At 50.3% G+C, this 26,151-nt stretch carries 19 protein-coding genes; 10 read left to right on the forward strand and 9 right to left on the reverse strand.

Annotated elements, in window-relative coordinates; all coding sequences use genetic code 11:
- Positions 1-227 precede the first annotated feature (227 nt).
- From FC814_RS08595 to FC814_RS08610, 4 genes are all read right to left on the reverse strand, one after another.
- Positions 228-1,487 (reverse strand): DUF1479 domain-containing protein, encoded by a 1,260-nt coding sequence (locus FC814_RS08595; protein WP_137325811.1) that lies wholly within the window; start codon positions 1,485-1,487, stop codon positions 228-230.
- 151 nt (positions 1,488-1,638) lie between these two features.
- On the reverse strand, positions 1,639-2,454 hold the full coding sequence (ybiV, locus tag FC814_RS08600) for a sugar-phosphatase YbiV (protein WP_137325812.1): 816 nt from the start codon (positions 2,452-2,454) through the stop codon (positions 1,639-1,641).
- 140 nt (positions 2,455-2,594) lie between these two features.
- Positions 2,595-5,027 carry a glycyl radical protein gene (locus FC814_RS08605; protein ID WP_137325813.1) on the reverse strand — a complete coding sequence of 811 codons (2,433 nt, stop codon included), beginning with the start codon at positions 5,025-5,027 and terminating at the stop codon, positions 2,595-2,597.
- A gap of 5 nt (positions 5,028-5,032) precedes the next feature.
- Positions 5,033-5,932, reverse strand: coding sequence for a glycyl-radical enzyme activating protein (locus tag FC814_RS08610; protein WP_000576968.1), 900 nt, complete (start codon positions 5,930-5,932; stop codon positions 5,033-5,035).
- Positions 5,933-6,062: 130 nt separating this feature from the next.
- On the opposite strand from FC814_RS08610, the gene fsa reads away from it, so the two are divergent.
- Entirely contained in the window at positions 6,063-6,725 is a 663-nt protein-coding gene (fsa, locus tag FC814_RS08615; RefSeq protein WP_137325814.1) for a fructose-6-phosphate aldolase, read from the forward strand.
- A gap of 189 nt (positions 6,726-6,914) precedes the next feature.
- Here the strand turns inward: fsa and moeB are convergent, their stop codons facing one another.
- Together moeB and moeA are read right to left on the reverse strand one after the other, a co-directional pair.
- A complete protein-coding gene (gene moeB / locus FC814_RS08620; RefSeq protein ID WP_137325815.1) occupies positions 6,915-7,664 on the reverse strand; it encodes a molybdopterin-synthase adenylyltransferase MoeB in 750 nt (249 codons plus the stop codon).
- On the reverse strand, positions 7,664-8,899 hold the full coding sequence (gene moeA, locus FC814_RS08625; RefSeq protein WP_137325816.1) for a molybdopterin molybdotransferase MoeA: 1,236 nt from the start codon (positions 8,897-8,899) through the stop codon (positions 7,664-7,666). The genes moeB and moeA overlap by 1 nt, the downstream gene beginning before the upstream one ends.
- A 201-nt stretch (positions 8,900-9,100) precedes the next feature.
- Here moeA and iaaA point away from each other — a divergent pair, with 201 nt between their 5' ends.
- The 7 genes from iaaA (at position 9,101) to FC814_RS08660 (ending at position 19,196) form a co-directional block, all read left to right on the forward strand.
- Positions 9,101-10,066: a beta-aspartyl-peptidase gene (iaaA, locus tag FC814_RS08630; RefSeq protein WP_137325817.1), complete on the forward strand. Its 966-nt coding sequence runs from the start codon at positions 9,101-9,103 to the stop codon at positions 10,064-10,066.
- Positions 10,053-11,927 (forward strand): glutathione ABC transporter ATP-binding protein GsiA, encoded by a 1,875-nt coding sequence (gene gsiA, locus FC814_RS08635; protein WP_137325835.1) that lies wholly within the window; start codon positions 10,053-10,055, stop codon positions 11,925-11,927. Before iaaA ends, gsiA begins: the two co-directional genes overlap by 14 nt.
- A gap of 19 nt (positions 11,928-11,946) precedes the next feature.
- Positions 11,947-13,485, forward strand: coding sequence for a glutathione ABC transporter substrate-binding protein GsiB (gsiB, locus tag FC814_RS08640; RefSeq protein WP_137325818.1), 1,539 nt, complete (start codon positions 11,947-11,949; stop codon positions 13,483-13,485).
- A 17-nt stretch (positions 13,486-13,502) separates the two neighbouring features.
- Positions 13,503-14,423, forward strand: a complete 921-nt coding sequence (gene gsiC / locus FC814_RS08645) for a glutathione ABC transporter permease GsiC (RefSeq protein WP_000936043.1) — start codon at positions 13,503-13,505, stop codon at positions 14,421-14,423.
- Between the two features lie 2 nt (positions 14,424-14,425).
- Positions 14,426-15,337 carry a glutathione ABC transporter permease GsiD gene (gene gsiD / locus FC814_RS08650; protein WP_001236036.1) on the forward strand — a complete coding sequence of 304 codons (912 nt, stop codon included), beginning with the start codon at positions 14,426-14,428 and terminating at the stop codon, positions 15,335-15,337.
- A 177-nt stretch (positions 15,338-15,514) separates the two neighbouring features.
- On the forward strand, positions 15,515-17,863 hold the full coding sequence (locus FC814_RS08655) for an EAL domain-containing protein (protein WP_137325819.1): 2,349 nt from the start codon (positions 15,515-15,517) through the stop codon (positions 17,861-17,863).
- A gap of 7 nt (positions 17,864-17,870) precedes the next feature.
- Complete coding sequence (locus FC814_RS08660) at positions 17,871-19,196, forward strand: GGDEF domain-containing protein (protein ID WP_137325820.1); 1,326 nt, start codon at positions 17,871-17,873, stop codon at positions 19,194-19,196.
- Between the two features lie 49 nt (positions 19,197-19,245).
- On the opposite strand, the gene rimO is transcribed toward FC814_RS08660, so the two are convergent.
- The 3 genes from rimO to FC814_RS08675 form a co-directional block, all read right to left on the reverse strand.
- Positions 19,246-20,571, reverse strand: coding sequence for a 30S ribosomal protein S12 methylthiotransferase RimO (gene rimO, locus FC814_RS08665; protein WP_032225035.1), 1,326 nt, complete (start codon positions 20,569-20,571; stop codon positions 19,246-19,248).
- A gap of 127 nt (positions 20,572-20,698) precedes the next feature.
- Positions 20,699-21,934 (reverse strand): oligosaccharide MFS transporter, encoded by a 1,236-nt coding sequence (locus FC814_RS08670; RefSeq protein ID WP_000926281.1) that lies wholly within the window; start codon positions 21,932-21,934, stop codon positions 20,699-20,701.
- A 254-nt stretch (positions 21,935-22,188) separates the two neighbouring features.
- A complete protein-coding gene (locus FC814_RS08675; protein ID WP_137325821.1) occupies positions 22,189-23,271 on the reverse strand; it encodes a LacI family DNA-binding transcriptional regulator in 1,083 nt (360 codons plus the stop codon).
- Positions 23,272-23,504: 233 nt separating this feature from the next.
- Here FC814_RS08675 and FC814_RS08680 point away from each other — a divergent pair, with 233 nt between their 5' ends.
- Together FC814_RS08680 and bssR are read left to right on the forward strand one after the other, a co-directional pair.
- A complete protein-coding gene (locus FC814_RS08680) occupies positions 23,505-25,559 on the forward strand; it encodes a beta-galactosidase (RefSeq protein ID WP_137325822.1) in 2,055 nt (684 codons plus the stop codon).
- A gap of 104 nt (positions 25,560-25,663) precedes the next feature.
- Positions 25,664-26,047, forward strand: a complete 384-nt coding sequence (gene bssR / locus FC814_RS08685) for a biofilm formation regulator BssR (RefSeq protein WP_000497144.1) — start codon at positions 25,664-25,666, stop codon at positions 26,045-26,047.
- Positions 26,048-26,151: the final 104 nt, after the last annotated feature.

Consider the following 26,151-nt stretch of genomic DNA (forward strand, 5'->3'; position numbering starts at 1 on the left):
TTATAGTCAGTAGCCCTGGTTATGTCAGGGCTACTGATGACAAATACAAGATTGCTATCAGGCCTATGCAGTACCTGCAATATATTGAATATGAAGGACTTTGTAGGCAGGATAAGGCGTTAACGCCGCATCCGGCATGAACAAAGCGCACTTTGTCAGCAATCTGAGCAACATCGAACCTACTTTCTTAACCTCACATCAATTCACTTCCACTAATCCATCACTTCTCAAACATCCATGCCCAGCGCGCGTTTACCGTGAACGTTCAGATCTTCCAGTGTAAATCGGCCTTGCCAGTTTGTTTCATAATCTTCCCGTGGGAAGTCTCCCGGCGATGCACCTTTTTCCAGTGCTTTCCTGACCTTGTGCGCATAAACCCGGTTTTTCTCGCACATCGGCGCGGCAGGAATATACATCACATTCCCCCAGCCCTGTTGATTGTCTACCGGTGCGACACAGTGGATCACATCGCAGTGCCACCAGACAGAATCCCCCGCTGTTATTGCCGGAATTGACGTTAGTGCTTTCATCAATAAGGGATGCCATTTCTCTGAAACAGGCAGAACTTTACCAGGCGCAACACCGCACAGCTCGTCGTTCGGTACGTCATCCAGCAACGGACGCAGCAGAACGTATGCCATCGCTTCCGGGATCGGCACCACGTGTAACAATCCCTGGCCTGGTAACATATCGGAAAGTGCCGTCCAGCCCTGGAACGTGCGGAACACCGAACATTTGGTGGTGTTATCGACGGTGTATTCTTCTACATCGGTACGGTGTGCGGCATCCCACGGATCGTAATCATCAAAATTACCGTTGAAAACATGGGCAAAAACGCGCTGATAAGCAGGTAATAACCAGCGTTCCAGTGCGCCAGAATCAGTGTGTGCCCCCAGACCTTTGGACGTCGTGCCCGGTGGGCGGCGGCGGATCCTGTCTGGATAGATCACGCTGACATCGGGATCAAACCATTGTTTGCCGTTGCTTTCAGACTTCCACAGACGGTTAAGGAAAGATTGCACCGCAGCCATATTGTCGCTCTGCCGCGCCTGCATCTGTGCCTGTGACCAGTAAATGGGATAGATTTCGGGGCGAGACGCCTCCAGCGAGCCGAAAAAGCTGTCACCAGGACCTTTATACACATCATCAAAGTGATTGGCATCAAGGTAGTTGAGCATTGCGCGATCCCACGCCAGCGCCTGCTCGCGGGGGAAATTGCCTTTTATTACCGCGCAACCGCGACGTTTTATCTCATTGCGCGTGGCTTCACTCACTGTACCTGCTGCAATGTCGCTATAAGGAACTTCCGGCCAAACCGGCAATCCTTGCGCTTTCAGTGCGTCTATTTCTGCTACACGCGCTTCGATTTTTGCAGAGAGTTTTTCGAAGACCTGTTGTACATCGCCGATCTGTTGTCGCAGCTTCGCTTTCATTTCACGGATAGCCGTTTTCGCATCTGTTGGCAGCGTCTCATAGATAAAAGTCATATCAACCTCGCAACTTTCGTTCGAAAGTGAAAATAGTTACGATTGATACTTTAAGTTAAAAATAAGTTAACGCAAGATAAAAATCTTGAGTCAGTGCACAAAGTGAGCAAAAAAGAGAGATGCCGGAACGGTCGCTCCGGCCGGGAGAAGATTACTTATTGAAAGGAGCGGAGCTATCCAGCACCGCCTGAATCACATTCAGCGCGCCTTCATGATTATTATCATCGGTAGCGTAACGGGCGATTTGTTTAATGTTTTCCGCAGCATTGCCCATCGCAAAGGAATAATGCGCCATTTTAAGCATCTCTGCGTCGTTACCGCTGTCGCCAATCGCTACCACATTTTGCGGCGACAGACCCCAGCGTTTTAACAACCGCGAAATACCATTTGCTTTATGCAGGCCGGGAATAATCAGGTCGATAAAACCCGCGCCACTGGTGACAGGTTTCATAATGCCATCGAGCGCAACGTGCAGTTTGTCGACAACCAGCGGGATTTGTTCATCCGGCAGGTTGAGCGAAAACTTGAAAAGCACGTCATCAATCTCCTGGTAATCCTTCACAGGTTTCAGTCGATGGTAGTGTTTTTCCATCAGTGCGACGAATGCTTCCGGCGCATTTTCACTGATGTATGCGCTTTGCAGACCACAGGCGACAAAATTGAGTTGTTTATCTTTCAGCAGTTCCCCAATGACAATCCTGGATTCATGCCGGGTCAGTTCGCCGTGGAACAACTGCTTGCCATGTTCGTAGACCAGCGCGCCATTTTCCGCGACAAAAGAGATTTCATCTTTTAGCTCAGGAAAGAAGGAAATAAGCTGGTAATACTGGTTACCACTGGCGACAACGAACTCAATGCCGCGCTTTTTCAGTTCCTGATATTGCGCCATAAAACGTGGTTGGTTGTACATTTTGGCGTCGTTAAGAAAAGTACCGTCCATATCGCAAACGATAACTTTTACAGTCATAAAAGTGCTCCCGGCAATGAATGCAAACGCCACAGTGTAATGACAATGTGATGCGGAGCACAAACTAATTTCGAATGAAGGTGAGAGTAAAATTGATTTTGTGAATGTTTTAGCCCGGCGACGCCGCCGGGCTGAGGGGATTACAGCATGTGTTCGGTGCGGGCGATGATATCGTCCTGAGCGTCTGGAGAGAGCGCGGTGAAGAAGGCGGAATAACCCGCTACGCGCACGACCAGATCCCGGTACTGATCCGGATGTTTTTTCGCTTCCAGCAGCGTTTCGTGGGAAACAATGTTGTACTGAATATGCCAGCCTTTATGCACTTCGAAGAAGGTGCGTAGCAGGATCATCAGTTTCTGCTTGTCAGATTCGTTCTCCAGCGTCGCCGGGTTTAGTTTCTGGTTGAGCAATACACCGCCGAGAATCGCTGCGGTAGGCAGTTTACCCACCGAGCCAATGACCGCCGTTGGGCCGAGATGGTCAGTACCGGAAGCCGGGCTTGCGCCTTCCGCCAGCGGGGTATGTGCTTTACGTCCGTCCGGCGTTGCCATTGTTTGCGCGCCAAACGGTACGTTAGCGGAGATAGACGACGTACCTGCGTAATAGTTGCCGCCAACCGGACCACGACCGTAGCGCGGGTTGTGGTACTGCTTCAGTTCGTCAATATAGGTCTGATAGGCGCGAGCCAGCAGCGTATCGACGCTATCATCGTCGTTGCCATACTTCGGCGCGCCGTTAATCAGACGCTGACGCAACTGCTCATGAGTCAGGCCATCGAAGTCATCCGCCAGCGCGGCAGCCAGTTGTTGTTGACCAATCGCGCCCTGTTCAAATACCAGTTTCTTCACTGCCGCCAGGCTGTTGCCGAGGTTGGCAATGCCGACCTGCAGGCCAGAAACCCAGTCATATTTCGCGCCGCCTTGCTTGATACTTTTCGCTCGCTCAATGCAATCATCCACCAGCGCCGAGCAGAGAATATCGTGCACGTTCTCTTCCAGCATGGTGTCGACCACATATTCGATTTCGATCGATTTGCGGGTGTAGTAACGGATTTGCGTATCCCACGCGTCCATTACTTCATCGAAGTTGTTGAAGTTACCCGCTGACAACGCTTTTTCTTGCGGCAGGAACACGTTGCCGCTGGTGGCATCACGACCGCCTTCCAGCGCCGCCAGCATCACGCGGGCGAAGTTGATAAAGCTCATGCCGGTGCAGCGATAGCCCCATTTGCCGCCGACGGCGGTTTCGATACAACCAATCGCTGCGTAGTCGTAAGCGTCCTGCGGTTCAATACCGAGTTTAATAAATTCCGGGATCACGATTTCGTCGTTGTTGAACGCCGGCATCCCGAAGCCGCAGCGGATCACCTGTACGCAGGCGTCGAGGAAATCGTTACTCATTCCCGCATGGTAACGCACGCTGAGGTTAGGCTGAGTGGAGCGCAGACGACCGCAGGATTCCAGGATCGCGTAAGAGAGCGGATTCACTGCGTCCATCGGCTGACCATCAACCAGATTTTGCCCGCCAATGGTGACGTTCTGATACAGCGGACTTCCCGCAGAGGCTTTTGAGTGTGAGCCGGAGCGGATTTTGTTCACTTCCAGCAATTTCAACCAGCAGCTATGCAGCATCTCAATGGCGTGTTCGCGATCCAGCGTCTGGTTCAGTTCAACGTCGCGGCGATAGTATGGGTAGAGATACTGATCCATACGACCAAACGACACCGAGTGACCGTTTGATTCAATCTGCAAAATCAACTGGATGAAGTAGCACAGTTGCAGCGCCTGCCAGAACGTCTGCGGCGGCTGGTGGGCGATAAGATCGCAATTTTCTGCCATTGCCAGCAGTTCATCGCGACGGCTTTCGCGGGTTTCGGTGGCGGCCATTTCACGCGCCAGGGCAGCGAAACGTTCAATATGTTCACTGACTGCAACCAGCACGATATCAATCGCTTTCAGGAACTGCTCGCCGTGCAAATCTTCCAGCACAGTCAGGTTGATACGCGAGCGACGCTCCGCCACTTTCTCGCGCAGACCATCAAGCCCTTTTTCCAGCAACAGCGGGAAATTGACCGCCAGGTGTGCATCGCCGGAGGTCATATTGCCTTCTGCTTTGATAATACCGGTCGCCAGCAGGCCTTTTTGCTCATCGGTAAACATGCCGTAGCAGCGATCCTGTACGGTCTGACCACGCCACCACGGGCACACTTCATGCAGAACGCGTTTGTTCTCTTCGCTCACCGCAAAACCCGCGCCGGGACGATCGGCCAGATCATCAATCTCTTTTTCGATCCACGACACGGTATATTCCGGGAAGATTGGCGCGGCGCGAACTTCGCTTGCCTGGTTGCCGATGATCAACTCATCGTGTTTGATCCAGATGGTGCGATTCGCCAGGTGATGCGCCAGCGCCAGCGCGCGACGAACCGGGATCGGCTTATCGAGATGTTGTTGATACATCTCGGTATAGTGCTGTGCGCGCTCGGTACAAACCGGCGGTTTCACAATATGCACCAGCGCATTTTTGTGCGCTTTAATGCGGTCGCTGAGCGTGTCCAGTTTCAGTGTTGTCATGGTTGTTATCCTCGTAAAGTCGCGGTTAACCCTTTCTGGCAGGCATACTGCTGGGCAAAGTCGAGCAGTTCTGGCGCATCAAGCGGTTTTTCCGGGGCGTCATAGGGCAGATTAAGTAAGTGATATTTGTTGATGCCCAGCGTGTGGTAGGGCAGGAAATGAATTTCGCCAACGTGCAGCTCGTCGGCGGCAAAATCGGTAATGGCTTTTACAGAGGTTTCGTCAGCATTAAAGCCCTGAATCAGCGGCACGCGGATAATGATTTTTTTCCCCGCTGCGGCGAGTTTTTTCAGGTTATCCAGCACTCTGGCGGCGTTACCGTCGGTCCACTGTTTAAACGGCACGTCGGCGACGTGTTTTAAATCGGCAAGAAACAGATCGATATAGGGCAGAGAAGGGGCGATATATTTCCACGGCACATGCAGGCAGGTTTCTACCGCAGTATGAATGCCGGCCTCGTGGCTGGCTTGCAGTAGTGCCGTCGCCATTTCCGGCTGCATAAAGGGTTCACCGCCAGAAAGCGTTAAGCCGCCGCCGCTGCGATCGTAAAACGGTTTATCGCGCAAAACGGTCGCCATGATCTCCTCAACGCTTTTCACTTCACCACACACGGTTAACGCCTGTGTCGGGCAGCAGTTGGTTAACGCCGTCAGATGCTCCGGGGTTAACTTTTCCCGATGAATAAGCAGGCCATTCAGCGTGCGCTCAATCACTTCCGGCACGGCCTTAGCACATAGCTCGCAGCCCTCCAGGCACAGACGTGCGTCATACAGTAGATCCTGCGTGCGGGCGCGGCTTTCAGGATTCTGACACCAGCGACAACCCAGCGAGCAACCTTTCAGAAAAACCACTGTGCGAATGCCGGGGCCGTCGTGGGTCGAGTAGCGTTGAATATTGAAGATCATAGATGCCTCTCTGTTTCGTTCAAATATTAAATTGCTTTCGAATGAAAGTTATGTTGATGTGCGTCAACTGTTCAGAGAGTTTTCTCGTGGTAGTCTGGTTTCAGACAAAAAGTACATTTTGAGGATGGTTATGGAACTGTATCTGGATACTTCAGACGTTGTTGCGGTGAAGGCGCTGTCACGTATTTTTCCGCTGGCGGGTGTGACCACTAACCCAAGCATTATCGCAGCGGGTAAAAAACCGCTGGACGTTGTGCTTCCGCAACTTCACGAGGCGATGGGCGGTCAGGGGCGTCTGTTTGCCCAGGTAATGGCTACCACTGCTGAAGGGATGGTGAATGACGCACGTAAATTGCGTTCTATTATTGCAGATATCGTGGTGAAAGTCCCGGTGACCGCCGAGGGGCTGGCAGCTATTAAGATGTTAAAAGCGGAAGGGATCCCGACGCTGGGCACGGCGGTGTATGGCGCAGCACAAGGGCTGTTGTCGGCGCTGGCGGGCGCGGAATATGTTGCGCCTTATGTCAACCGTATTGATGCTCAGGGTGGTAGCGGTATTCAAACCGTGACCGATTTGCATCAGTTACTGAAAATGCATGCGCCACAGGCGAAAGTGTTAGCCGCGAGTTTCAAAACCCCGCGTCAGGCGCTGGACTGCTTACAGGCAGGATGTGAATCCATCACGCTGCCACTGGATGTGGCACAACAGATGATTAGCTATCCGGCGGTGGATGCCGCTGTGGCGAAGTTTGAGCAGGACTGGCAGGGCGCGTTTGGCAGAACGTCGATTTAACGGGATATTCTGCATCCTCATAAATTGCTTATAACGTGGCGGAGTGCACCGGTGCCTGCCGCGTCTTATCAGGCCTGGAAATCTGCGCCCGAACCGTAGGTCGGATAAGGCGTTTACGCCGCATCCGACACCCGGAGCACAATGCCCGATGCGACGCCTGGCGCGTCTTATCAGGCCTGGAGGCGACAATTACTGCCCGCAAACCTCACATCCCGGATTGCGCATCAGTTTCATTTCGCGGAACTGACAGGTCATCGCATCGTACATAACGATTTTTCCGCTGGCAGGTTTCCCATAGCCTGTCAGCAGTTTGATCGCTTCCATTGCCTGCAACGAACCAATTACGCCAATCAATGGCGCCATCACGCCTGCTTCCACGCAGGTTAACGCGTTTTCGCCAAACAAACGGCTAAGGCAGCGGTAGCAAGGCTCGCCGTCCTGATAAGTAAAGACGGTGATTTGACCTTCCATACGAATTGCCGCGCCGGAAACCAGCGGCACCTTCGCGGCAAAACAGCCTGCGTTCAGTTGATTACGTACCGCAACGTTATCCGTACAGTCGAGCACCAGATCGTGTTTAGCAATCAACGCAGCAAGCTCAGCATCATCAAGTAACGCATTCACTGGTGTAATTGCGATATGTGGATTGATCCGTGCCAGTGCATCACGGGCAGATTCAACCTTCGGTTGCCCGACCGTAGCGTCACTGTGTAGCGTCTGGCGTTGCAGATTCGAGAGCGAAACCGTGTCGAAGTCGAGCAGCGTCAGGTTGCCGACACCGGCGCTTGCCAGATACTGCGAGGCTGCGCAGCCGAGTCCACCGAGGCCGACGACCAGCACGCGAGAATCTTTCAACGCTTCCTGGCCGTCAAAATCAAAACCACGCAGGATGATTTGCCGGTTGTAGCGCAGCATCTCCTGATCGCTGAGTTCCGCCATTACAGGCCTCCGAACAACGCGTTAAACGGCTCGACTTCCACCCATTCGCCCGCTTCAACATTGCCGCGATCGCGTTCCAGCACGATAAAGCAGTTGCCGAGGCTAAAAGAGCTAAATATATGGGAACCCTGATGTCCGGTGGTCATCACTTCCAGTTCGCCGTCGGCATTGCGTTGCAGCACACCACGCTGGAAATCAAGACGACCAGGCGTTTTCTTGAGGCGAGAAGCCGTGCGTACACGCTGGCGCGTAGGCAGGCCGCTGGCGGCGTTGCCGCTTAATTTTGCCAGTAACGGCTGTACCAGTTGGTAGAATGTCAGCGTTGCTGAAACCGGATTACCCGGCAGGCCGCAGAACCAGCTATTGCCGAGTTTACCGAACGCGAACGGTTTACCCGGTTTAATCGCCAGCTTCCAGAAGGCGATTTCGCCCAGCTCTTCGAGAATGGTTTTGGTGTAATCTGCTTCACCAACCGAAACACCGCCAGAACTGATCACTACATCCGCCTGACTGTCGGCTTCAATAAATGCTGTGCGCAAGGCGTGGGGATCGTCGCGGATAATCCCTAAATTGATCACCTCGCAACCCAGTTGTTCTAACATCAGGTGTACGGCGAGACGGTTGGTATCGTAGATTTGACCGTCGCCCAGCGGCTGACCTGGCAACTGGAGTTCATCACCGGTGGAAAACAGCGCCACACGCACTTTGCGAATCACCGGAACGTCGGCAATTCCCAGCGAAGCAATCACCGGCAGCTCTGCGGTAGTCAGGCGAGTCCCCGCCGGAAAAACAACCGCACCCGCAGAGATATCTTCACCGCGACGACGAATATTTTGCCCGCTACGCACTTCAGCGGTAAAACGCACTCCTGCATCCGTTTGTTCGGTCTGTTCCTGCATCACCACCGCTTCACAGCCTTCCGGCACCGGAGCACCGGTCATAATGCGAATACAGGTGCCAGCAGGCCATTCACCATGATACGGCTGCCCGGCAAACGATTTGCCAGCAACGGGCAGCGGTTGCCCGGAGGCGATATCGGCTAAACGAACCGCGTAGCCGTCCATTGCCGAGTTATCAAACCCAGGGACATCGAGCGGCGAAACCACATCGCTCGCCAGAATACGACCAAAACACTGAACCAGTGGCAGCGTTTCCTGAGCAGTCAAAGGGGTAACGCGAGAAAGCATCTCATTAAGCGCGGTGTCGAGCGACATCAAACCGGTGGTAAATTCCATGAAAACACTCCTGCGGGGCAAAATCGAATCCGCCTATTATGTCAGAAAAACGCCACGGACTGTATGCCACCTCGGTCGTAGAGCGGGCTCCTGCCTTTACATGCCATATACATCTTTCTATATTCAAAAATTGAATGAATAATTCATAAAAATTCTGATATTTATAGCAAACTGGCGAGCCACCCTTAATGGACGAATACTATGGGCAAAGCAGTCATTGCAATTCACGGCGGCGCAGGCGCAATTAGCCGCGCACAGATGAGTCTGCAACAGGAATTACGCTACATTGAGGCACTGTCTGCCATTGTTGAAACCGGACAGAAAATGCTCGAAGCGGGCGCAAGTGCGCTGGATGCAGTGACGGAAGCCGTGCGCTTGCTGGAAGAGTGCCCACTGTTTAACGCCGGAATTGGCGCTGTCTTTACGCGTGATGAAACCCATGAACTCGACGCCTGCGTGATGGATGGCAATACCCTGAAAGCCGGTGCAGTGGCGGGCGTCAGTCATCTGCGTAATCCGGTTCTTGCCGCCCGTCTGGTGATGGAACAAAGCCCGCATGTGATGATGATAGGTGATGGCGCAGAAAATTTTGCTTTTGCTCATGGCATGGATCGCGTCTCGCCGGAGATTTTCTCCACGCCTTTGCGTTATGAACAATTACTGGCGGCGCGTGAGGAAGGGGAGATGCTCCTCGACCATAGCGGCGCACCGTTGGATGAAAAACAGAAAATGGGCACTGTGGGAGCCGTGGCGTTGGATCTCCATGGCAATCTGGCGGCTGCCACGTCCACGGGGGGAATGACCAATAAATTACCTGGTCGGGTCGGCGACAGCCCGCTGGTTGGCGCCGGGTGCTACGCCAATAACGCCAGCGTGGCAGTTTCTTGTACCGGCACGGGCGAAGTCTTCATTCGCGCGCTGGCGGCGTATGACATCGCCGCGTTGATGGATTACGGCGGCTTAAGCCTCGCACAAGCCTGCGAGCGGGTAGTGATGGAAAAACTCCCTGCGCTTGGCGGCAGTGGCGGACTAATCGCTATCGATCATGAAGGCAACGTCGCGCTACCTTTTAACACCGAGGGAATGTATCGCGCCTGGGGCTACGCAGGCGATACGCCAACCACCGGTATCTATCGTGAAAAAGGGGACACCGTTGCCACACAGTGATGAGCTTGAAGCCGATGATGTGCTGGCTGTTGATAATCTCAATATTGCCTTTATGCAGGACCAGCAGAAAGTGGCTGCGGTTCGCGGTCTCTCTTTTAGCCTGCGACGTGGTGAGACGCTGGCAATTGTTGGAGAGTCCGGTTCCGGCAAGTCAGTTACAGCACTGGCGTTGATGCGTCTGTTAGAACAGGCGGGGGGGCTGGTGCAGTGCGACAAAATGTTATTGCGGCGCCGCAGTCGTGAGGTGATTGAGCTTAGTGAGCAGCAGAGCTCCCGGCAAATGCAGCATATACGCGGTGCGGATATAGCGATGATTTTCCAGGAGCCAATGACGTCGCTAAATCCGGTATTTACCGTGGGCGAACAGATTGCCGAGTCTATCCGTCTGCATCAGAACGCCAGTCGTGAAGAAGCGATGGCGGAGGCGAAACGGATGCTGGATCAGGTTCGCATCCCGGAAGCACAAACCATTCTTTCGCGTTATCCGCATCAACTCTCCGGTGGGATGCGTCAGCGGGTGATGATTGCCATGGCGCTGTCATGTCGCCCGGCGGTGCTGATTGCCGATGAGCCGACGACTGCACTGGACGTCACCATTCAGGCGCAGATCCTGCAATTAATCAAAGTGTTGCAAAAAGAGATGTCGATGGGCGTCATCTTTATCACTCACGACATGGGCGTGGTGGCGGAGATTGCCGATCGGGTACTGGTGATGTATCAGGGCGAGGCGGTGGAAACGGGCAGCGTCGAACAGATTTTTCATGCGCCACAGCATCCTTATACCCGTGCGCTATTGGCTGCTGTTCCGCAGCTTGGCGCGATGAGAGGGCAAGATTATCCCCGACGTTTCCCGTTGATATCGCTTGAACATCCGACTCAACAGGAACGCCCTGTCGAGCAGAAAACGGTGGTTGATGGCGAACCTGTTTTACAGGTGCGTAATCTGGTCACCCGTTTCCCTTTGCGTAGTGGGTTGTTGAATCGCGTAACGCGGGAAGTGCACGCCGTTGAAAAGGTTAGTTTTGATCTCTGGCCGGGTGAAACGTTGTCGCTGGTGGGGGAGTCTGGCAGTGGTAAATCCACCACCGGACGGGCGTTGTTGCGCCTGGTTGAAAGTCAGGGCGGAGAAATTATCTTCAACGGCCAGCGAATCGATACTCTGTCACCCGGCAAACTTCAGGCATTGCGCCGCGATATTCAGTTTATTTTTCAGGATCCTTACGCCTCACTGGATCCACGCCAGACGATCGGTGATTCGATTATCGAACCGCTACGTGTTCATGGATTATTGCAGGGTAATGAAGCCGCTGCACGCGTTGCGTGGCTACTGGAACGCGTTGGTCTGTTACCCGAACATGCGTGGCGCTACCCGCATGAGTTTTCCGGCGGTCAGCGTCAGCGTATCTGTATTGCCCGTGCGCTGGCGTTGAATCCCAAAGTCATTATTGCCGATGAAGCCGTGTCGGCGCTGGATGTTTCTATTCGCGGGCAGATTATCAACTTGTTGCTCGATCTCCAGCGTGATTTCGGCATTGCATATCTGTTTATCTCTCACGATATGGCGGTCGTGGAGCGGATCAGCCATCGTGTAGCGGTGATGTATCTTGGACAAATTGTCGAAATAGGCCCCCGGCGCGCGGTCTTTGAAAATCCACAGCACCCTTATACGCGTAAATTACTGGCGGCAGTTCCGGTTGCTGAACCGTCCCGGCTGCGACCACAGCGCGTACTGCTATCGGACGATCTTCCCAGCAATATTCATCAGCGTGGCGAAGAGGTTGCAGCCGTCTCGTTGCAATGCGTCGGGCCGGGGCATTACGTCGCACAACCACAATCAGAATACGCATTCATGCGTAGATAACATTCAGGCGGAGAATCAAATGGCAAGAGCTGTACACCGTAGTGGGTTAGTGACGCTGGGTATTGTCACAGCGTTGATGGCATCTTGTGCATTCGCTGCCAAAGATGTGGTTGTGGCGGTGGGATCGAACTTCACCACCCTCGACCCGTATGACGCGAATGACACGTTGTCACAGGCCGTGGCGAAATCGTTTTACCAGGGGCTGTTCGGTCTGGATAAAGAGATGAAGCTGAAAAATGTGCTGGCGGCGAGTTATACCGTCTCCGGTGACGGCCTCACTTACACCGTGAAATTGCGTGAAGGGATTAAGTTCCAGGATGGCACCGACTTCAACGCGGCGGCGGTAAAAGCGAATCTGGATCGGGCCAGTGACCCAGCGAATCATCTTAAACGCTATAACTTGTATAAGAATATTGCCAAAACTGAAGCGGTCGATCCGACAACGGTGAAGATTACGCTTAAACAGCCGTTCTCCGCGTTTATAAATATTCTTGCCCATCCGGCGACAGCGATGATTTCTCCGGCGGCGCTGGAAAAATATGGCAAAGAGATTGGTTTTCATCCGGTGGGAACCGGGCCGTATGAACTGGACACCTGGAATCAGACCGATTTTGTGAAGGTTAAAAAATTCACCGGTTACTGGCAGTCAGGACTACCCAAACTGGGCAGCATTACCTGGCGTCCGGTGGCGGATAACAACACTCGCGCGGCAATGTTGCAAACCGGTGAAGCGCAGTTTGCTTTCCCCATTCCCTACGAGCAGGCCGCGCTGCTGGAGAAAAACAAAAATATCGAGCTGATGGCCAGCCCGTCGATTATGCAGCGTTATATCAGTATGAATGTGACGCAAAAGCCGTTCGATAACCCGAAGGTACGGGAGGCGCTGAATTATGCCATCAACCGTCCGGCGCTGGTGAAAGTCGCGTTTGCGGGATATGCAACGCCCGCCACTGGCGTGGTGCCGCCGAGTATCGCCTACGCGCAAAGTTACCAACCGTGGCCTTACGATCCGGCAAAAGCGCGCGAATTACTTAAAGAGGCGGGATATCCCAACGGTTTCAGTACCACGCTGTGGTCGTCACATAACCACAGCACCGCGCAGAAAGTGCTGCAATTTACCCAGCAGCAGTTAGCGCAGGTAGGAATTAAAGCCCAGGTGACGGCGATGGATGCCGGACAGCGGGCGGCAGAAGTAGAAGGTAAAGGGCAAAAAGAGAGCGGCGTGCGACTGTTCTACACCGGCTGGTCGGCATCGACCGGCGAAGCTGACTGGGCGTTATCGCCGCTGTTTGCGTCACAGAACTGGCCACCGACGCTGTTTAATACTGCGTTTTACAGTAATAAACAGGTGGATGATTTCCTGGCTCAGGCACTGAAAACTAACGATCCGGCGGAAAAGACCCGCTTATATAAGGCGGCGCAGGATATCATCTGGCAAGAGTCGCCGTGGATCCCGCTGGTGGTCGAAAAACTGGTGTCGGCACACAGTAAAAATCTGACCGGTTTTTGGATCATGCCAGACACCGGCTTCAGCTTTGAAGATGCGGACTTGCAATAAGCAACGCAGGGAGTGGAATGCTTAATTACGTTATCAAACGCTTACTGGGGTTGATTCCGACGCTGTTTATCGTCTCGGTGCTGGTGTTTTTATTTGTCCATATGCTGCCCGGCGATCCGGCGCGATTGATTGCCGGCCCCGAAGCCGATGCTCAGGTCATCGAACTGGTGCGTCAGCAACTGGGTCTGGATCAGCCGCTGTATCACCAGTTCTGGCACTACATCAGCAACGCAGTGCAGGGAGATTTTGGCCTGTCGATGGTGTCGCGTCGTCCGGTTGCCGATGAGATTGCCAGCCGCTTCATGCCAACGCTGTGGCTGACCATAACCAGTATGGTCTGGGCGGTGATATTTGGTATGGCGGCAGGAATTATCGCCGCCGTCTGGCGTAACCGTTGGCCGGATCGATTGAGTATGACCATCGCGGTGTCGGGGATCTCCTTCCCGGCATTTGCCCTGGGGATGCTTTTGATACAGGTTTTCTCCGTTGAGCTGGGCTGGCTGCCTACCGTAGGTGCAGATAGTTGGCAGCACTACATTTTACCCTCCCTGACGCTCGGTGCGGCAGTGGCAGCCGTGATGGCGCGCTTTACCCGTGCGTCGTTTGTCGATGTCTTAAGCGAAGATTATATGCGTACCGCGAGGGCGAAAGGGGTGAGTGAAACCTGGGTTGTCCTCAAACACGGGCTACGCAACGCGATGATCCCGGTAGTGACCATGATGGGCTTACAGTTTGGCTTTTTGCTCGGAGGTTCCATCGTGGTGGAGAAGGTTTTCAACTGGCCCGGACTTGGGCGCTTACTCGTTGACTCCGTAGAAATGCGCGATTACCCGGTGATTCAGGCGGAAATTCTGCTTTTCTCGCTGGAATTTATTCTTATCAACTTAGTGGTGGATGTGCTTTACGCCGCCATTAACCCGGCTATCAGGTACAAGTAAGGATGCGATTATTTAACTGGCGTCGTCAGGCGGTGTTAAACGCCATGCCACTAGTAAAACCTGATCAGGTGCGTACTCCGTGGCATGAGTTCTGGCGACGTTTTCGCCGTCAGCATATGGCGATGACCGCCGCATTATTCGTCATTTTGTTGATTGTGATGGCAATTTTTGCACGCTGGATCGTCCCCTATGACGCCGAAAATTATTTCGATTATGACAATCTGAATAACGGACCTTCTTTGCAGCACTGGTTTGGCGTCGATTCACTGGGGCGCGACATTTTCAGCCGTGTCCTGGTTGGTGCACAAATCTCGCTGGCGGCGGGCGTGTTTGCGGTGTTTATCGGTGCGGCGATTGGGACGTTGCTGGGTTTGCTGGCTGGATATTACGAAGGCTGGTGGGATCGGCTGATCATGCGTATTTGCGATGTGCTGTTTGCTTTCCCTGGCATTTTGCTGGCTATTGCTGTTGTCGCGGTGCTGGGAAGCGGCATTGCTAACGTGATTATCGCCGTCGCTATCTTTTCTATTCCTGCGTTTGCCCGACTGGTGCGCGGCAACACGCTGGTGTTAAAACAGCAAACCTTTATTGAATCAGCGCGCAGTATTGGTGCCAGCGATATGACCATTTTGTTGCGCCACATCTTACCGGGGACAGTCTCTTCCATCGTCGTGTTCTTTACCATGCGCATTGGCACCTCAATTATCTCCGCCGCCAGTCTGTCGTTTCTCGGCTTGGGAGCGCAGCCGCCGACCCCGGAGTGGGGAGCGATGCTCAACGAAGCGAGAGCGGATATGGTTATCGCGCCGCATGTGGCGGTTTTTCCGGCACTGGCTATTTTCCTGACCGTGCTGGCGTTCAACTTGCTGGGTGATGGTTTGCGTGATGCGCTGGACCCCAAAATTAAAGGATAGTCACGGTTGAACATTGCTTGAAAGAGTAATGACCTCAGAGGAAATTATTGCCTTAAGCAAGTGTTGTAACTTTCTTCTAATTTTGTAGAATCGAGTAATTTGGTTAAAAAGCCGCTGTGAGGGACTATTTATGCAGCGGCACAGCGTACTGACAGTTATTTTGTTAAATGTATTAACATGCTGAGTTTATACGAAAAGATAAAGACCAGGCTGATAATTTTATTTTTATTGGCTGCGCTGTCATTTATTGTTCTTTTTTTCATCATTAACTATCAGCTGGTATCGGAGCGTGCGGTAAAACGTGCTGATAGCCGCTTTGAACTTATTCAAAAAAACGTTGGCTATTTCTTTAAAGATATTGAACGTTCCGCTCTGACGTTAAAGGACTCACTTTATTTATTGAAAAACAGTGAGGAGATTAAACGAGCTGTCATCCTGAAAATGGAAATGATGCCATTTTTAGACTCAGTGGGGCTGGTACTGGATAATGATAAATATTATCTATTTTCGCGGCGGGCGAATGATAAAATCTTTGTTTATCATCAGGAAAAGGTAAATGGTCCCCTTGTTGATGAGGCAGGACGCGTCATCTTTGCCGATTTTAATCCGTCGCAGCGCCCGTGGTCAGTAGCTTCGGATGGCTCTGACAGTAGCTGGAATCCGGCATATAATTGCTTTGATCGTCCGGGGAAAAAATGTATTTCTTTTACACTACGAATTAACGGCAAAGACCGTGATTTGCTGGCTATTGATAAAATTCATGTCGATTTAAACTGGCGATACCTGAACGAATACCTTGATCAAATCAGCGCAACTGATGAAGTGTTGTTTCTGAAACAAGGTTATGAAATCATTGCCAAGAACCAACTCGCCCGTGAAAAATTGATTATTTATAATAGCGAAGATAATTATAATATTATTGATTCTGTCGATACAGAGTATATAGCAAAAACATCGCGCGTACCCAATAACTCGCTATTCGAAATCTATTTTTATTATCCTAGGGGGAAACTATTTAACGCGTCAGATAAACTTTTTTATTTACCGTTTGCTTTCATTATTGTCGTATTGCTGGCGGTTTACTTAATGACGACCCGTGTGTTCCGTCGCCAATTTTCAGAAATGACAACGCTGGTCAATACGCTGGAGTTTTTACCTGACTCTGCGGATCAAATGCAGGCACTGAAAATTCGTGACGGCGATGCGAAAGAGATTATCAGCATCAAAAATTCGATCGCGGAAATGAAAGATGCTGAAGTTGAGCGTTCAAATAAATTGCTCTCGCTGATCTCCTACGATCAGGAAAGCGGTTTTATCAAAAATATGGCGATTATTGAGTCAAACAATAATCAGTATCTGGCCGCCGGGATCATCAAACTGTGCGGACTGGAAGCCGTCGAAGCCGTGTTTGGTGTCGAGGAACGCAACAAAATCGTCAGGAGGCTGTGTCAGCGAATTGCCGAGAAATATGCACAATGCTGCGATATCGTGACATTTAATGCCGATTTATATTTATTATTATGTCGGGAAAATATACAGACGTTTACTCGTAAAATAGCGATGATAAACGATTTCGACAGTAGCTTTGGCTATCGCAATCTGCGTATACACAAATCTGTCATTTGTGAACCTCTGAAGGGCGAAAATGCCTGGAGCTACGCAGAAAAACTGAAGCTGGCGATTTCCAGCATCCGTGACCATATGTTCTCTGAGTTTATTTTCTGTGATGATGCAAAACTCAGCGAAATTGAAGAGAATATCTGGATTGCGCGCAATATCCGTCATGCAATGGAAAAAGGCGAGCTATTCCTGGTTTATCAACCGATTGTTGATATTAACACCCGTGAAATTCTGGGCGCTGAGGCACTGTGCCGCTGGGTTTCTGCGGAGCGGGGGATCATCTCGCCACTGAAGTTTATTGCTATCGCGGAAGATATCGCTTTTATCAATGAACTGGGTTACCAAATTATTAAAACGGCGATGGCTGAATTCCGCCATTTTAGCCAGCGTGCGCTCCTGAAACAGCATTTCTTACTGCATATAAATGTTTCGCCCTGGCAGTTAAACGAACCTCATTTTCATGAGCGTTTTATCGCCATCATGAAAGAACATGAACTGACAGCGAAAAGTCTCTGTATTGAGATCACTGAAACTGTGATTGAGCGAATTAGTGAACATTTTTATCTCAATATTGAACAACTGCGTAAACAAGGGGTACGAATATCGATTGATGACTTTGGTACGGGTTTGTCAAACCTGAAACGTTTTTATGAAATTAATCCTGATAGCATAAAAGTGGACTCGCAATTTACCAGCGATATTTTCGGCACTGCGGGTAAAATTTTGCGCATTATCTTCGACCTGGCACGCTATAACCGGATCCCGGTGATTGCAGAAGGTGTTGAGAGCGAAGAGGTTGTGCGTGAATTAATCAAATTAGGGTGTGTTCAGGCCCAGGGGTATCTGTACCAGAAGCCGTTGCCATTCTCTGCCTGGGACAAAAGTGGAAAGTTAGTAAAAGAGTAGTTTAGGTATGTCCAGAATCAATAAATTCGTACTTACAGTCAGTCTGCTGATTTTTATCATGATTTCAGCAGTTGCCTGCGGGATCTATACCCAGATGGTAAAAGAACGGGTGTATGGCCTGAAACAGTCCGTTATTGATACTGCTTTTGCGGTGGCAAATATTGCTGAATATCGGCGTAGTGTGGCAATTGATCTCATTAACACGCTTAACCCGACTGAAGAAGAATTGCTGGCTGGCTTGCGCACAGCTTACGCTGACTCGGTTTCACCTTCTTATTTGTATGATGTTGGTCCTTATCTGATTTCCAGTGATGAGTGTATTCAGGTTAAGGAGTATGAAAATAATTATTGTGCAGATATTATGCAAGTTGTTAAGTATCGGCATGTTAAAAATACGGGGTTCATCTCTTTTGACGGCAAAACCTTCGTCTATTATCTCTATCCGGTTACTCACAATCGCAGTTTGATATTTTTGCTTGGGCTGGAGCGATTTTCGTTACTGTCAAAGTCACTGGCAATGGATAGCGAGAATCTGATGTTCTCACTGTTTAAGAACGGCAAGCCAGTTACCGGTGATGAATATAATGCCAAAAACGCCATCTTCACCGTTTCGGAAGCGATGGAACATTTCTCCTATTTGCCGACCGGATTGTACGTATTTGCTTATAAAAAATACGTTTATTTGCAGGTATGTACGCTGATTATTTTCTTTGCTGCCTTGGTGGCAGTTATTTCAGGCACAAGTTGCCTCTATCTGATACGCAGAGTGATTAATCGTGGCATTGTTGAGAAAGAAGCCATTATTAATAACCATTTTGATCGCGTGCTGGACGGTGGGCTTTTCTTTTCGGCGGCGGATGTCAAAAAACTCTACAGCATGTATAACTCGGCGTTTCTTGACGATCTGACAAAAGCAATGGGCAGAAAATCCTTTGACGAAGATTTAAAAACCTTACCGGAAAAAGGCGGTTATTTATGCCTGTTTGACGTCGATAAATTCAAAAATATTAACGATACCTTCGGTCATTTGTTGGGCGATGAAGTGTTGATGAAGGTCGTGAAAATCCTTAAATCACAAATTCCGGTGGATAAAGGCAAAGTCTACCGCTTTGGCGGCGACGAATTTGCGGTGATTTATACTGGCGGAACCCTGGATGAGTTGCTATCGATTTTAAAAGATATCGTCAATTTCCAGGTGGGGAGTATTAATTTAAGCACCAGTATCGGCGTGGCGCATTCAAATGAATGTACTACCGTTGAACGGTTAAAAATGCTGGCGGATGAGCGGCTGTATAAAAGTAAGAAAAACGGCAGGGCACAGATTAGCTGGTAGTAATTTTTATTAACGAACCGGGCAAATGATTTTGCCCGGCCTGAATTAATTAAACCCGACTACCCCACAAATCGTACTCGTCGGCATGCTCGACTTTCACACGCAGGATATCGCCCGGCTTAACGTTGGTTTCACCATTGAGATAAACCGCGCCGTCGATTTCCGGAGCGTCTGCCATGCTGCGGCCGATTGCGCCTTCTTCGTCCACTTCGTCGATAATGACCAGAATTTCACGGCCCACTTTTTCTTGCAGGCGCTCGGCGGAAATCTGCTGCTGCAGTTGCATGAAGCGATTCCAGCGTTCTTCTTTCACTTCTTCCGGAACCTGGTCAGGCAGGGCATTGGCGTCTGCGCCTTCAACCGGGCTGTATTTAAAGCAGCCAACGCGATCCAGACGTGCTTCTTTCAGGAAGTCGAGCAGCATCTGGAAATCTTCTTCCGTCTCGCCAGGGAAGCCGACAATAAAGGTTGAACGCAGGGTCAGTTCCGGGCAGATTTCGCGCCACTGTTTGATGCGTGCCAGTTGGCGATCTACAGAACCCGGGCGCTTCATCAGTTTGAGAATTCGCGGGCTGGCGTGCTGTAACGGAATATCCAGATACGGCAGGATTTTGCCTTCAGCCATCAGCGGGATAACGTCATCTACATGCGGGTAAGGGTAAACGTAGTGCAGACGTGTCCAGATCCCCAGTTTTGATAACTGTTCGCACAGGCTGACCATACTGGTTTTTACCGGCTCGCCGTTGTAAAAGCCTGTACGGTGTTTAACATCAACGCCATACGCGGAAGTATCCTGGGAGATCACCAGAATCTCTTTAACGCCCGCATCTACCAGGCGTTTCGCTTCGCTTAACACTTCGCCAATCGGACGGCTCACCAGATCGCCGCGCATAGACGGAATAATGCAGAAGGTGCAGCGATGGTTACAGCCTTCGGATATCTTCAGATAAGCGTAATGACGTGGCGTCAGCTTAACGCCTTGCTCAGGCACCAGGCTCAGGAATGGGTTGTGTTTCGGTTTTGGCACGTAGTGATGAACGTGCTCCAGAACCTGCTCATAGCTATGAGGGCCGGTGATTTCCAGCACTTTCGGGTGGACTTCGCGGATCTGATCTTCTTTCGCCCCCAGACAACCGGTCACTATTACCTTGCCGTTTTCATTCAACGCTTCGCCAATGGCTTCCAGTGATTCTTGCACCGCACTGTCAATAAAACCGCAGGTGTTGACGATTACCATGTCTGCGTCGTCGTAGCTCGGTACCACGTCATAACCTTCAGTGCGTAGTTCGGTGAGAATACGCTCTGAATCGACAAGGTTTTTCGGACAGCCAAGGGAAACAAAGCCGATTTTCGGCTGGGGAGTTACTTTGCTCATAGCTTAAAAAATATTCAGTTACAGGAAAGGTCAGGGCAGGGATTCTACAGAGTTCTGGATAAAATTTGTATCGTAATCTGGTCAACAGGCGAGGAAAACGCCCCAAATATCGGGGCGCAAATGGTTATCAGGCTACAGGGTTTTCAGTTAGCGCCTTTGCAGGCTGGTTGCTGGATTTGTCCCGCAGCGTAAAGACCGAAATAAGCGTGAAGCAACCGGCAATCGCCCCCAGGATGAGATAGGTTTCAGCAAAGCCAATGGTGTCATACAGATAGCCGGCAATAGGTGAATAGATTGCCGTGGCGATGGATGCCACAAAAAGCACCAGCAGGTAGACCGTCGAAGAGAGTTTATGATCAAAGTTAGCTGCGATAAATTTAAACACAGATACCAGGATCAGTGGTTTTTCGATGGCGTGCATCATTTTAACGGCTGCAATCCACACTGGTCCCAGTTGGATTGCAGAACCGGCAATGCGCAACGACATAATGGTTCCGGCAATCACTAATGCCCATTTTGCGCCAGTGCGGTTAACAAACCACGGCATCAGACAGAGAAATAGGGTTTCTCCGCAGACCTGGACAGAAGCCAGAATCCCGTACCAGCGATTGCCTTCTTCTGGCGTCGGAAATTGCAGCGAAAAATATTGTGCGAATTGTTGATCGTAGGTGTCATAAATCTGCGTTACGAACAGAGTGAACATCAATAAAAACCAGAATTGACTATTTTTCGCCAGTTCAAGCGCATGGATAGCTTTCAGCGAATTGGTTTTTTCAATTTCCGCCTCGGTCAGTTCAATTTTGGTAAACATAAAGCAGATTGCGGCGACCACAATGGCACAGCTTGCCAGCCAGAAAGAGAGATTAGGGCTGGTATCAATGTATTTCCCCACAATCCACGCGGCGGCGGCCCATCCCAGAGAGCCCCACATTCTTACGCGACCATATTCAAAATGATAACGACGCGAAACTTTATCTATCCAGGAATCCAGAACGCCACAGCCAGAATTAAAAATGATCCCCAGGTAAACGCCACCCAAAACAGCGCCCAGCCAGAAGTTATGAACCAGAAGCGGGGCGTACACATAAATAAAGAATGGGCCTACGGGAAGTAATAATGCGACGAGGAGCCAGATGAGTTGTTTCTTAAGACCAAATTTATCGGAGATGAAACCGAAGAACGGTTGCATTAATAACGCAATGAAAGCATTAACGGAATAAAGTAATCCTGTGCGTGTGGCGGTAATTTCCAGATGCTGTGTCGTCCATATGACAAAAAATGCCATCGTTGCCGACCAGGCAAAGAGGTACAGGAAATCGAAAATACTGAGCAAAATATAATTACGTTTACCGGGCAATAACATAGCCATATCCTCAATCACTGGCGTTGGGTCATTTACCGTTGGCACAGGCATTCGCTGTGCTTACTGGTTATTGTTTTGGTATGCATCTCCGGAAAATGTCATACGTTAACAATTTCATTTTTACTCTGACCCTGACCGTGATGATTAGGCAATGTGTTAAATGAATGTTTGCGATTTGCATCACAATTATTGCTGGTAATAAAAAAGATTTAGCGAAATAGATCACTAAATCTTTTTATGAGAACGTATTACTTTTATGCCTTGCGTGTTAGCTCATCCGCCAGTGTGCGAAGGTGTTCAGCAATATTCATCAGATCAGTCTGTGGTGAGTGCAGAGGGCCAGCAGAGTTACGCACGACCAGGCGACTGGGAAGGATGGTTGAAGAGCGGAGCATCGCATGTTCATCGTCCGGCTGTAAAATCTGTTGAACGGAAATTTTCCCTTGTAAATCAAAGTCGATTGCGACAGTCGTCAGTGAAGGCTCAAAAAACGCACTCTCATAAGTGTCGTCATAGCCAATGACAGAAATATCTTGCGGGATTTTACGTTTTTGTTGATGTAAGGCGCTTAACGCCCCCAATGCCATCTGATCATTGGCGATCAGAAGAGCGGTCGCCTGTGGCGTTTCACGTAGCATCTGTAACGTCGCCAGATAGCCGCTTTGAGCGTCCCAACTACCGTAATGAATGGCCAGTGGCGTCAGTTGGAGTGAGGAGAGGGTATCGCGCCAGGTATTGAGTCGTAGCCGCGCCGGTACTGAGTTTTCTGGGCCAGAGATCAGGCAAAATTGACGATGCCCCAAATCGTGAAGATATTTCACGCTGGCGCGTGCACCTTCTGCGGGATTAAAGGTGACGTTAAATACCGGGCTATAAGGATCCACGTCGAGAAACAGACACAACACATCGCTGTTTTCAGCAACCAGAGTTTCAGCCAATGCCGTTTCCAGCGGTGCGTTGATAATAATCTTTGTTACCCGTTGTGCTTTTAAGTCATTAATTGCAGCCTGAATACCTTTAATATCAATATCATCGATCATGGATATCAGCACCTGATATCCCTGTTCTCCGGCATATTTTTTCACTGCTGCCGCAATTTGCGAGGGGGCATGTAGGGCGAGCGAAGTTGTAACCAGCCCGATCGTTTTGCTCTCTTTCCCTACCAACTGTTGAGCTACGCGATTTGGAACGTATTTAAGTTCGGCAATGGCTTGTTCAATTTTTTGACGTGTTTTGGCAGACACGTTCGCTGAATTGTTAAGCACCCGCGACACTGTCTGATAAGAAACATTGGCATGACGAGCAACATCGGCAAGGGTTGCAGCTTTGGTTTTCATATTCGCCCCGGCTAAAAGATTTGTCACAGTATACCGCAGTGAATGTCATACGTATCACGCTCACCTGTCTCAGTGCTGGTAGCTGAACCGACGAACCTGTTTGAAGGGAAAAAACGCGTACTTGATCACATTCTTGCCGGACATTCCTTGCATGGCGAAGCAATTAATTACTAGATGATATCGTTGTGAACGAATAACATTTTTTGTCTGTTTAAAACAATTCAGGAGTCAGCATGGACAAGCACCCACCGATCATCCCCAGAGCCCCATGGTTACTTCATGGTGCTGATTACAATCCGGAGCAATGGTTACATGTCCCTGGGATTCTGGAGAAAGATATCGCCATGATGCAACAGGCTGGTTGTAACACCATGTCGGTGGGCATTTTTAGCTGGTCAATGCTGGAACCCACAGAGGGTGAGTATCGCTTTGACTGGCTGGATGAAGTGCTGGATAAACTTCATGCTGGCGGGATTTCTGTCTTCCTCGCAACACCAAGCGGAGCAAAACCCGCCTGGCTTGCAGCTCGTTATCCAGAGGTTCTGAGAGTTAGCGCCTCACGCGAGAAAATGCTTCACGGAGGTCGCCATAATCATTGCCTTTCTTCGTCAGTGTATAAAGATAAAGTGACGCAAATTAACCGTAAGCTGGCGCAGCGATACGCCAATCATCCGGCGGTTCTGGGGTGGCATATCAGTAATGAGTATGGCGGAGAATGTCATTGTAAGGGATGCCAACAGGCGTTTCGCCGTTGGTTGCAGACTCGTTACACCACTCTTGAGGCGCTTAATCAGGCATGGTGGACTGGCTTCTGGAGCCATACATACAGTGACTGGTCACAAATTGAATCGCCTTCCCCATTAGGTGAGATGTCTAACCACGGTTTGAATCTTGACTGGCGGCGCTTTGTCACATCGCAGGTAAAAGAGTTCTACCAAATGGAGATCGCGCCGTTAAAAGCTGAACGCCCAGATTTACCTGCGACGACCAATTTTATGTGGTATTTCAATGACTACAACTACTGGGCATTAGCCGAAGTGGTTGATTTTGTGAGTTGGGATAACTATCCCATGTGGCATAAACAGGAAGATGAACGCGCCGTTGCCTGTAAAACAGCGATGTATCACGACCTGATGCGTACCTTGAAAAATAAACCGTTTATTCTGATGGAATCCACGCCCAGCCAGACAAGCTGGCAGCCAACCAGCAAATTGAAAAAGCCGGGAATGAATATTCTTTCTTCCTTACAGGCCGTCGCTCACGGCGCAGACGGCGTGCACTATTTTCAGTGGCGTAAGAGTCGTGGCGCCGTGGAGAAGTTTCATGGTGCGGTAGTTGATCATGTCGGTCATCTGGAGACGCGTACCGGGCGCGAAGTCATACAACTGGGGCAACGGCTGGCTCATCTTAACCAATTGGTTGGGACGAAAACGCAGGCAAAAGTTGCCATTATTTTCGACTGGGAAAACCGCTGGGCGGTCAATGATGCTGCCGGGCCGCGCAATTGCGGTATCCACTACGAGCAAACGGTAGTGGAGCATTACCGACCTTTCTGGGAGCAGGGCGTGGCGGTCGATATTATCAATGCTGATTGTGATCTTACGGGTTATCAGTTAGTTATTGCCCCAATGCTCTATATGGTTCGCGATGGATTTGCTGCTCGTGCTCGCGCCTATGTTGACGCTGGTGGCAATTTTGTCACCACTTACTGGTCCGGGATTGTCAATGAAACCGATTTATGTCACCTGGGTGGGTTCCCTGGCCCGTTGCGTGACCTGATGGGTGTGTGGGCTGAAGAGATTGATAGCCTTAATGATTATCAGCATAACGAAGTTATCTGTGAGCCGAATGCGTATGGACTGCAGGGGCAATGGCAGGCACGGGAATTATGTGCGGTTATTCACGCCGAAGGTGCACAGGTTCTGGCGCGCTATGGCGAGGATTTTTATGCGGGTACGCCTGCGTTAACGGTAAATCACGTCGGACAAGGTCGAGCTTTCTATGTGGCTTCGCGTAATGATGCGTCATTTCATCAAGCGTTTGCCGCGATGTTGATCAACACACTTCATCTCCCAAAAGCACTTGCTACTGAACTTCCTGCTGGCGTTATTGCAACGCGTCGGACAGACGGCGATCAGGAATGGGTTTTTGTACAAAACTACACTGCTCATGTACAAAATATTGTGCTTCCTGGAGCGTGGCGAGTGGCGGAAACAGGTAAAGCTTGTTCACAAGACTTAGAACTGGCGCCGTGGGGATGCGAGGTGCTGGAAAGAGAAATAATGTAAATTCTTATTAATAAAATGTGAAGTATTGATCCCTGACAGCATTTTGTACAAAAAGTAGCCATACTATTTAATTGCACAAAGGCTGCAAAGAGGAGGATCGAAGTATGTTCGTTGACAGACAGCGAAGCGATCTACTTAACCGGTTGATCGATGCAAGAGTTGACCTCGCCGCATATGTGCAACTGAGGAAGGCCAAAGGATACATGTCCGTCAGCGAAAGCAATCATCTACGAGATAACTTTTTTAAACTGAATCGCGAACTGCACGATAAATCGCTGCGGTTGAATCTTCATCTGGATCAGGAAGAGTGGAGTGCTCTTCATCATGCTGAAGAAGCATTAGCGACAGCCGCAGTATGTTTGATGAGCGGGCATCATGATTGCCCGACTGTTATTACCGTCAACGCCGATAAGCTTGAAAATTGTCTGATGAGCTTAACGCTGAGTATCCAGAGCCTTGAAAAGCACACCATGCTTGCGCAGGCCTGAAAACTAAGGGGGAGAAAGCGTCTCCCCCTTCATGCTTAAGTTTTTGTAAAAATGAATTTGTCATCTCCTCCACTGACTACGCTTTAAGCCAGAGTCAATCCGGA

The organism is Escherichia sp. MR, from assembly GCF_005280595.1.
Taxonomy (GTDB): domain Bacteria; phylum Pseudomonadota; class Gammaproteobacteria; order Enterobacterales; family Enterobacteriaceae; genus Escherichia; species Escherichia ruysiae.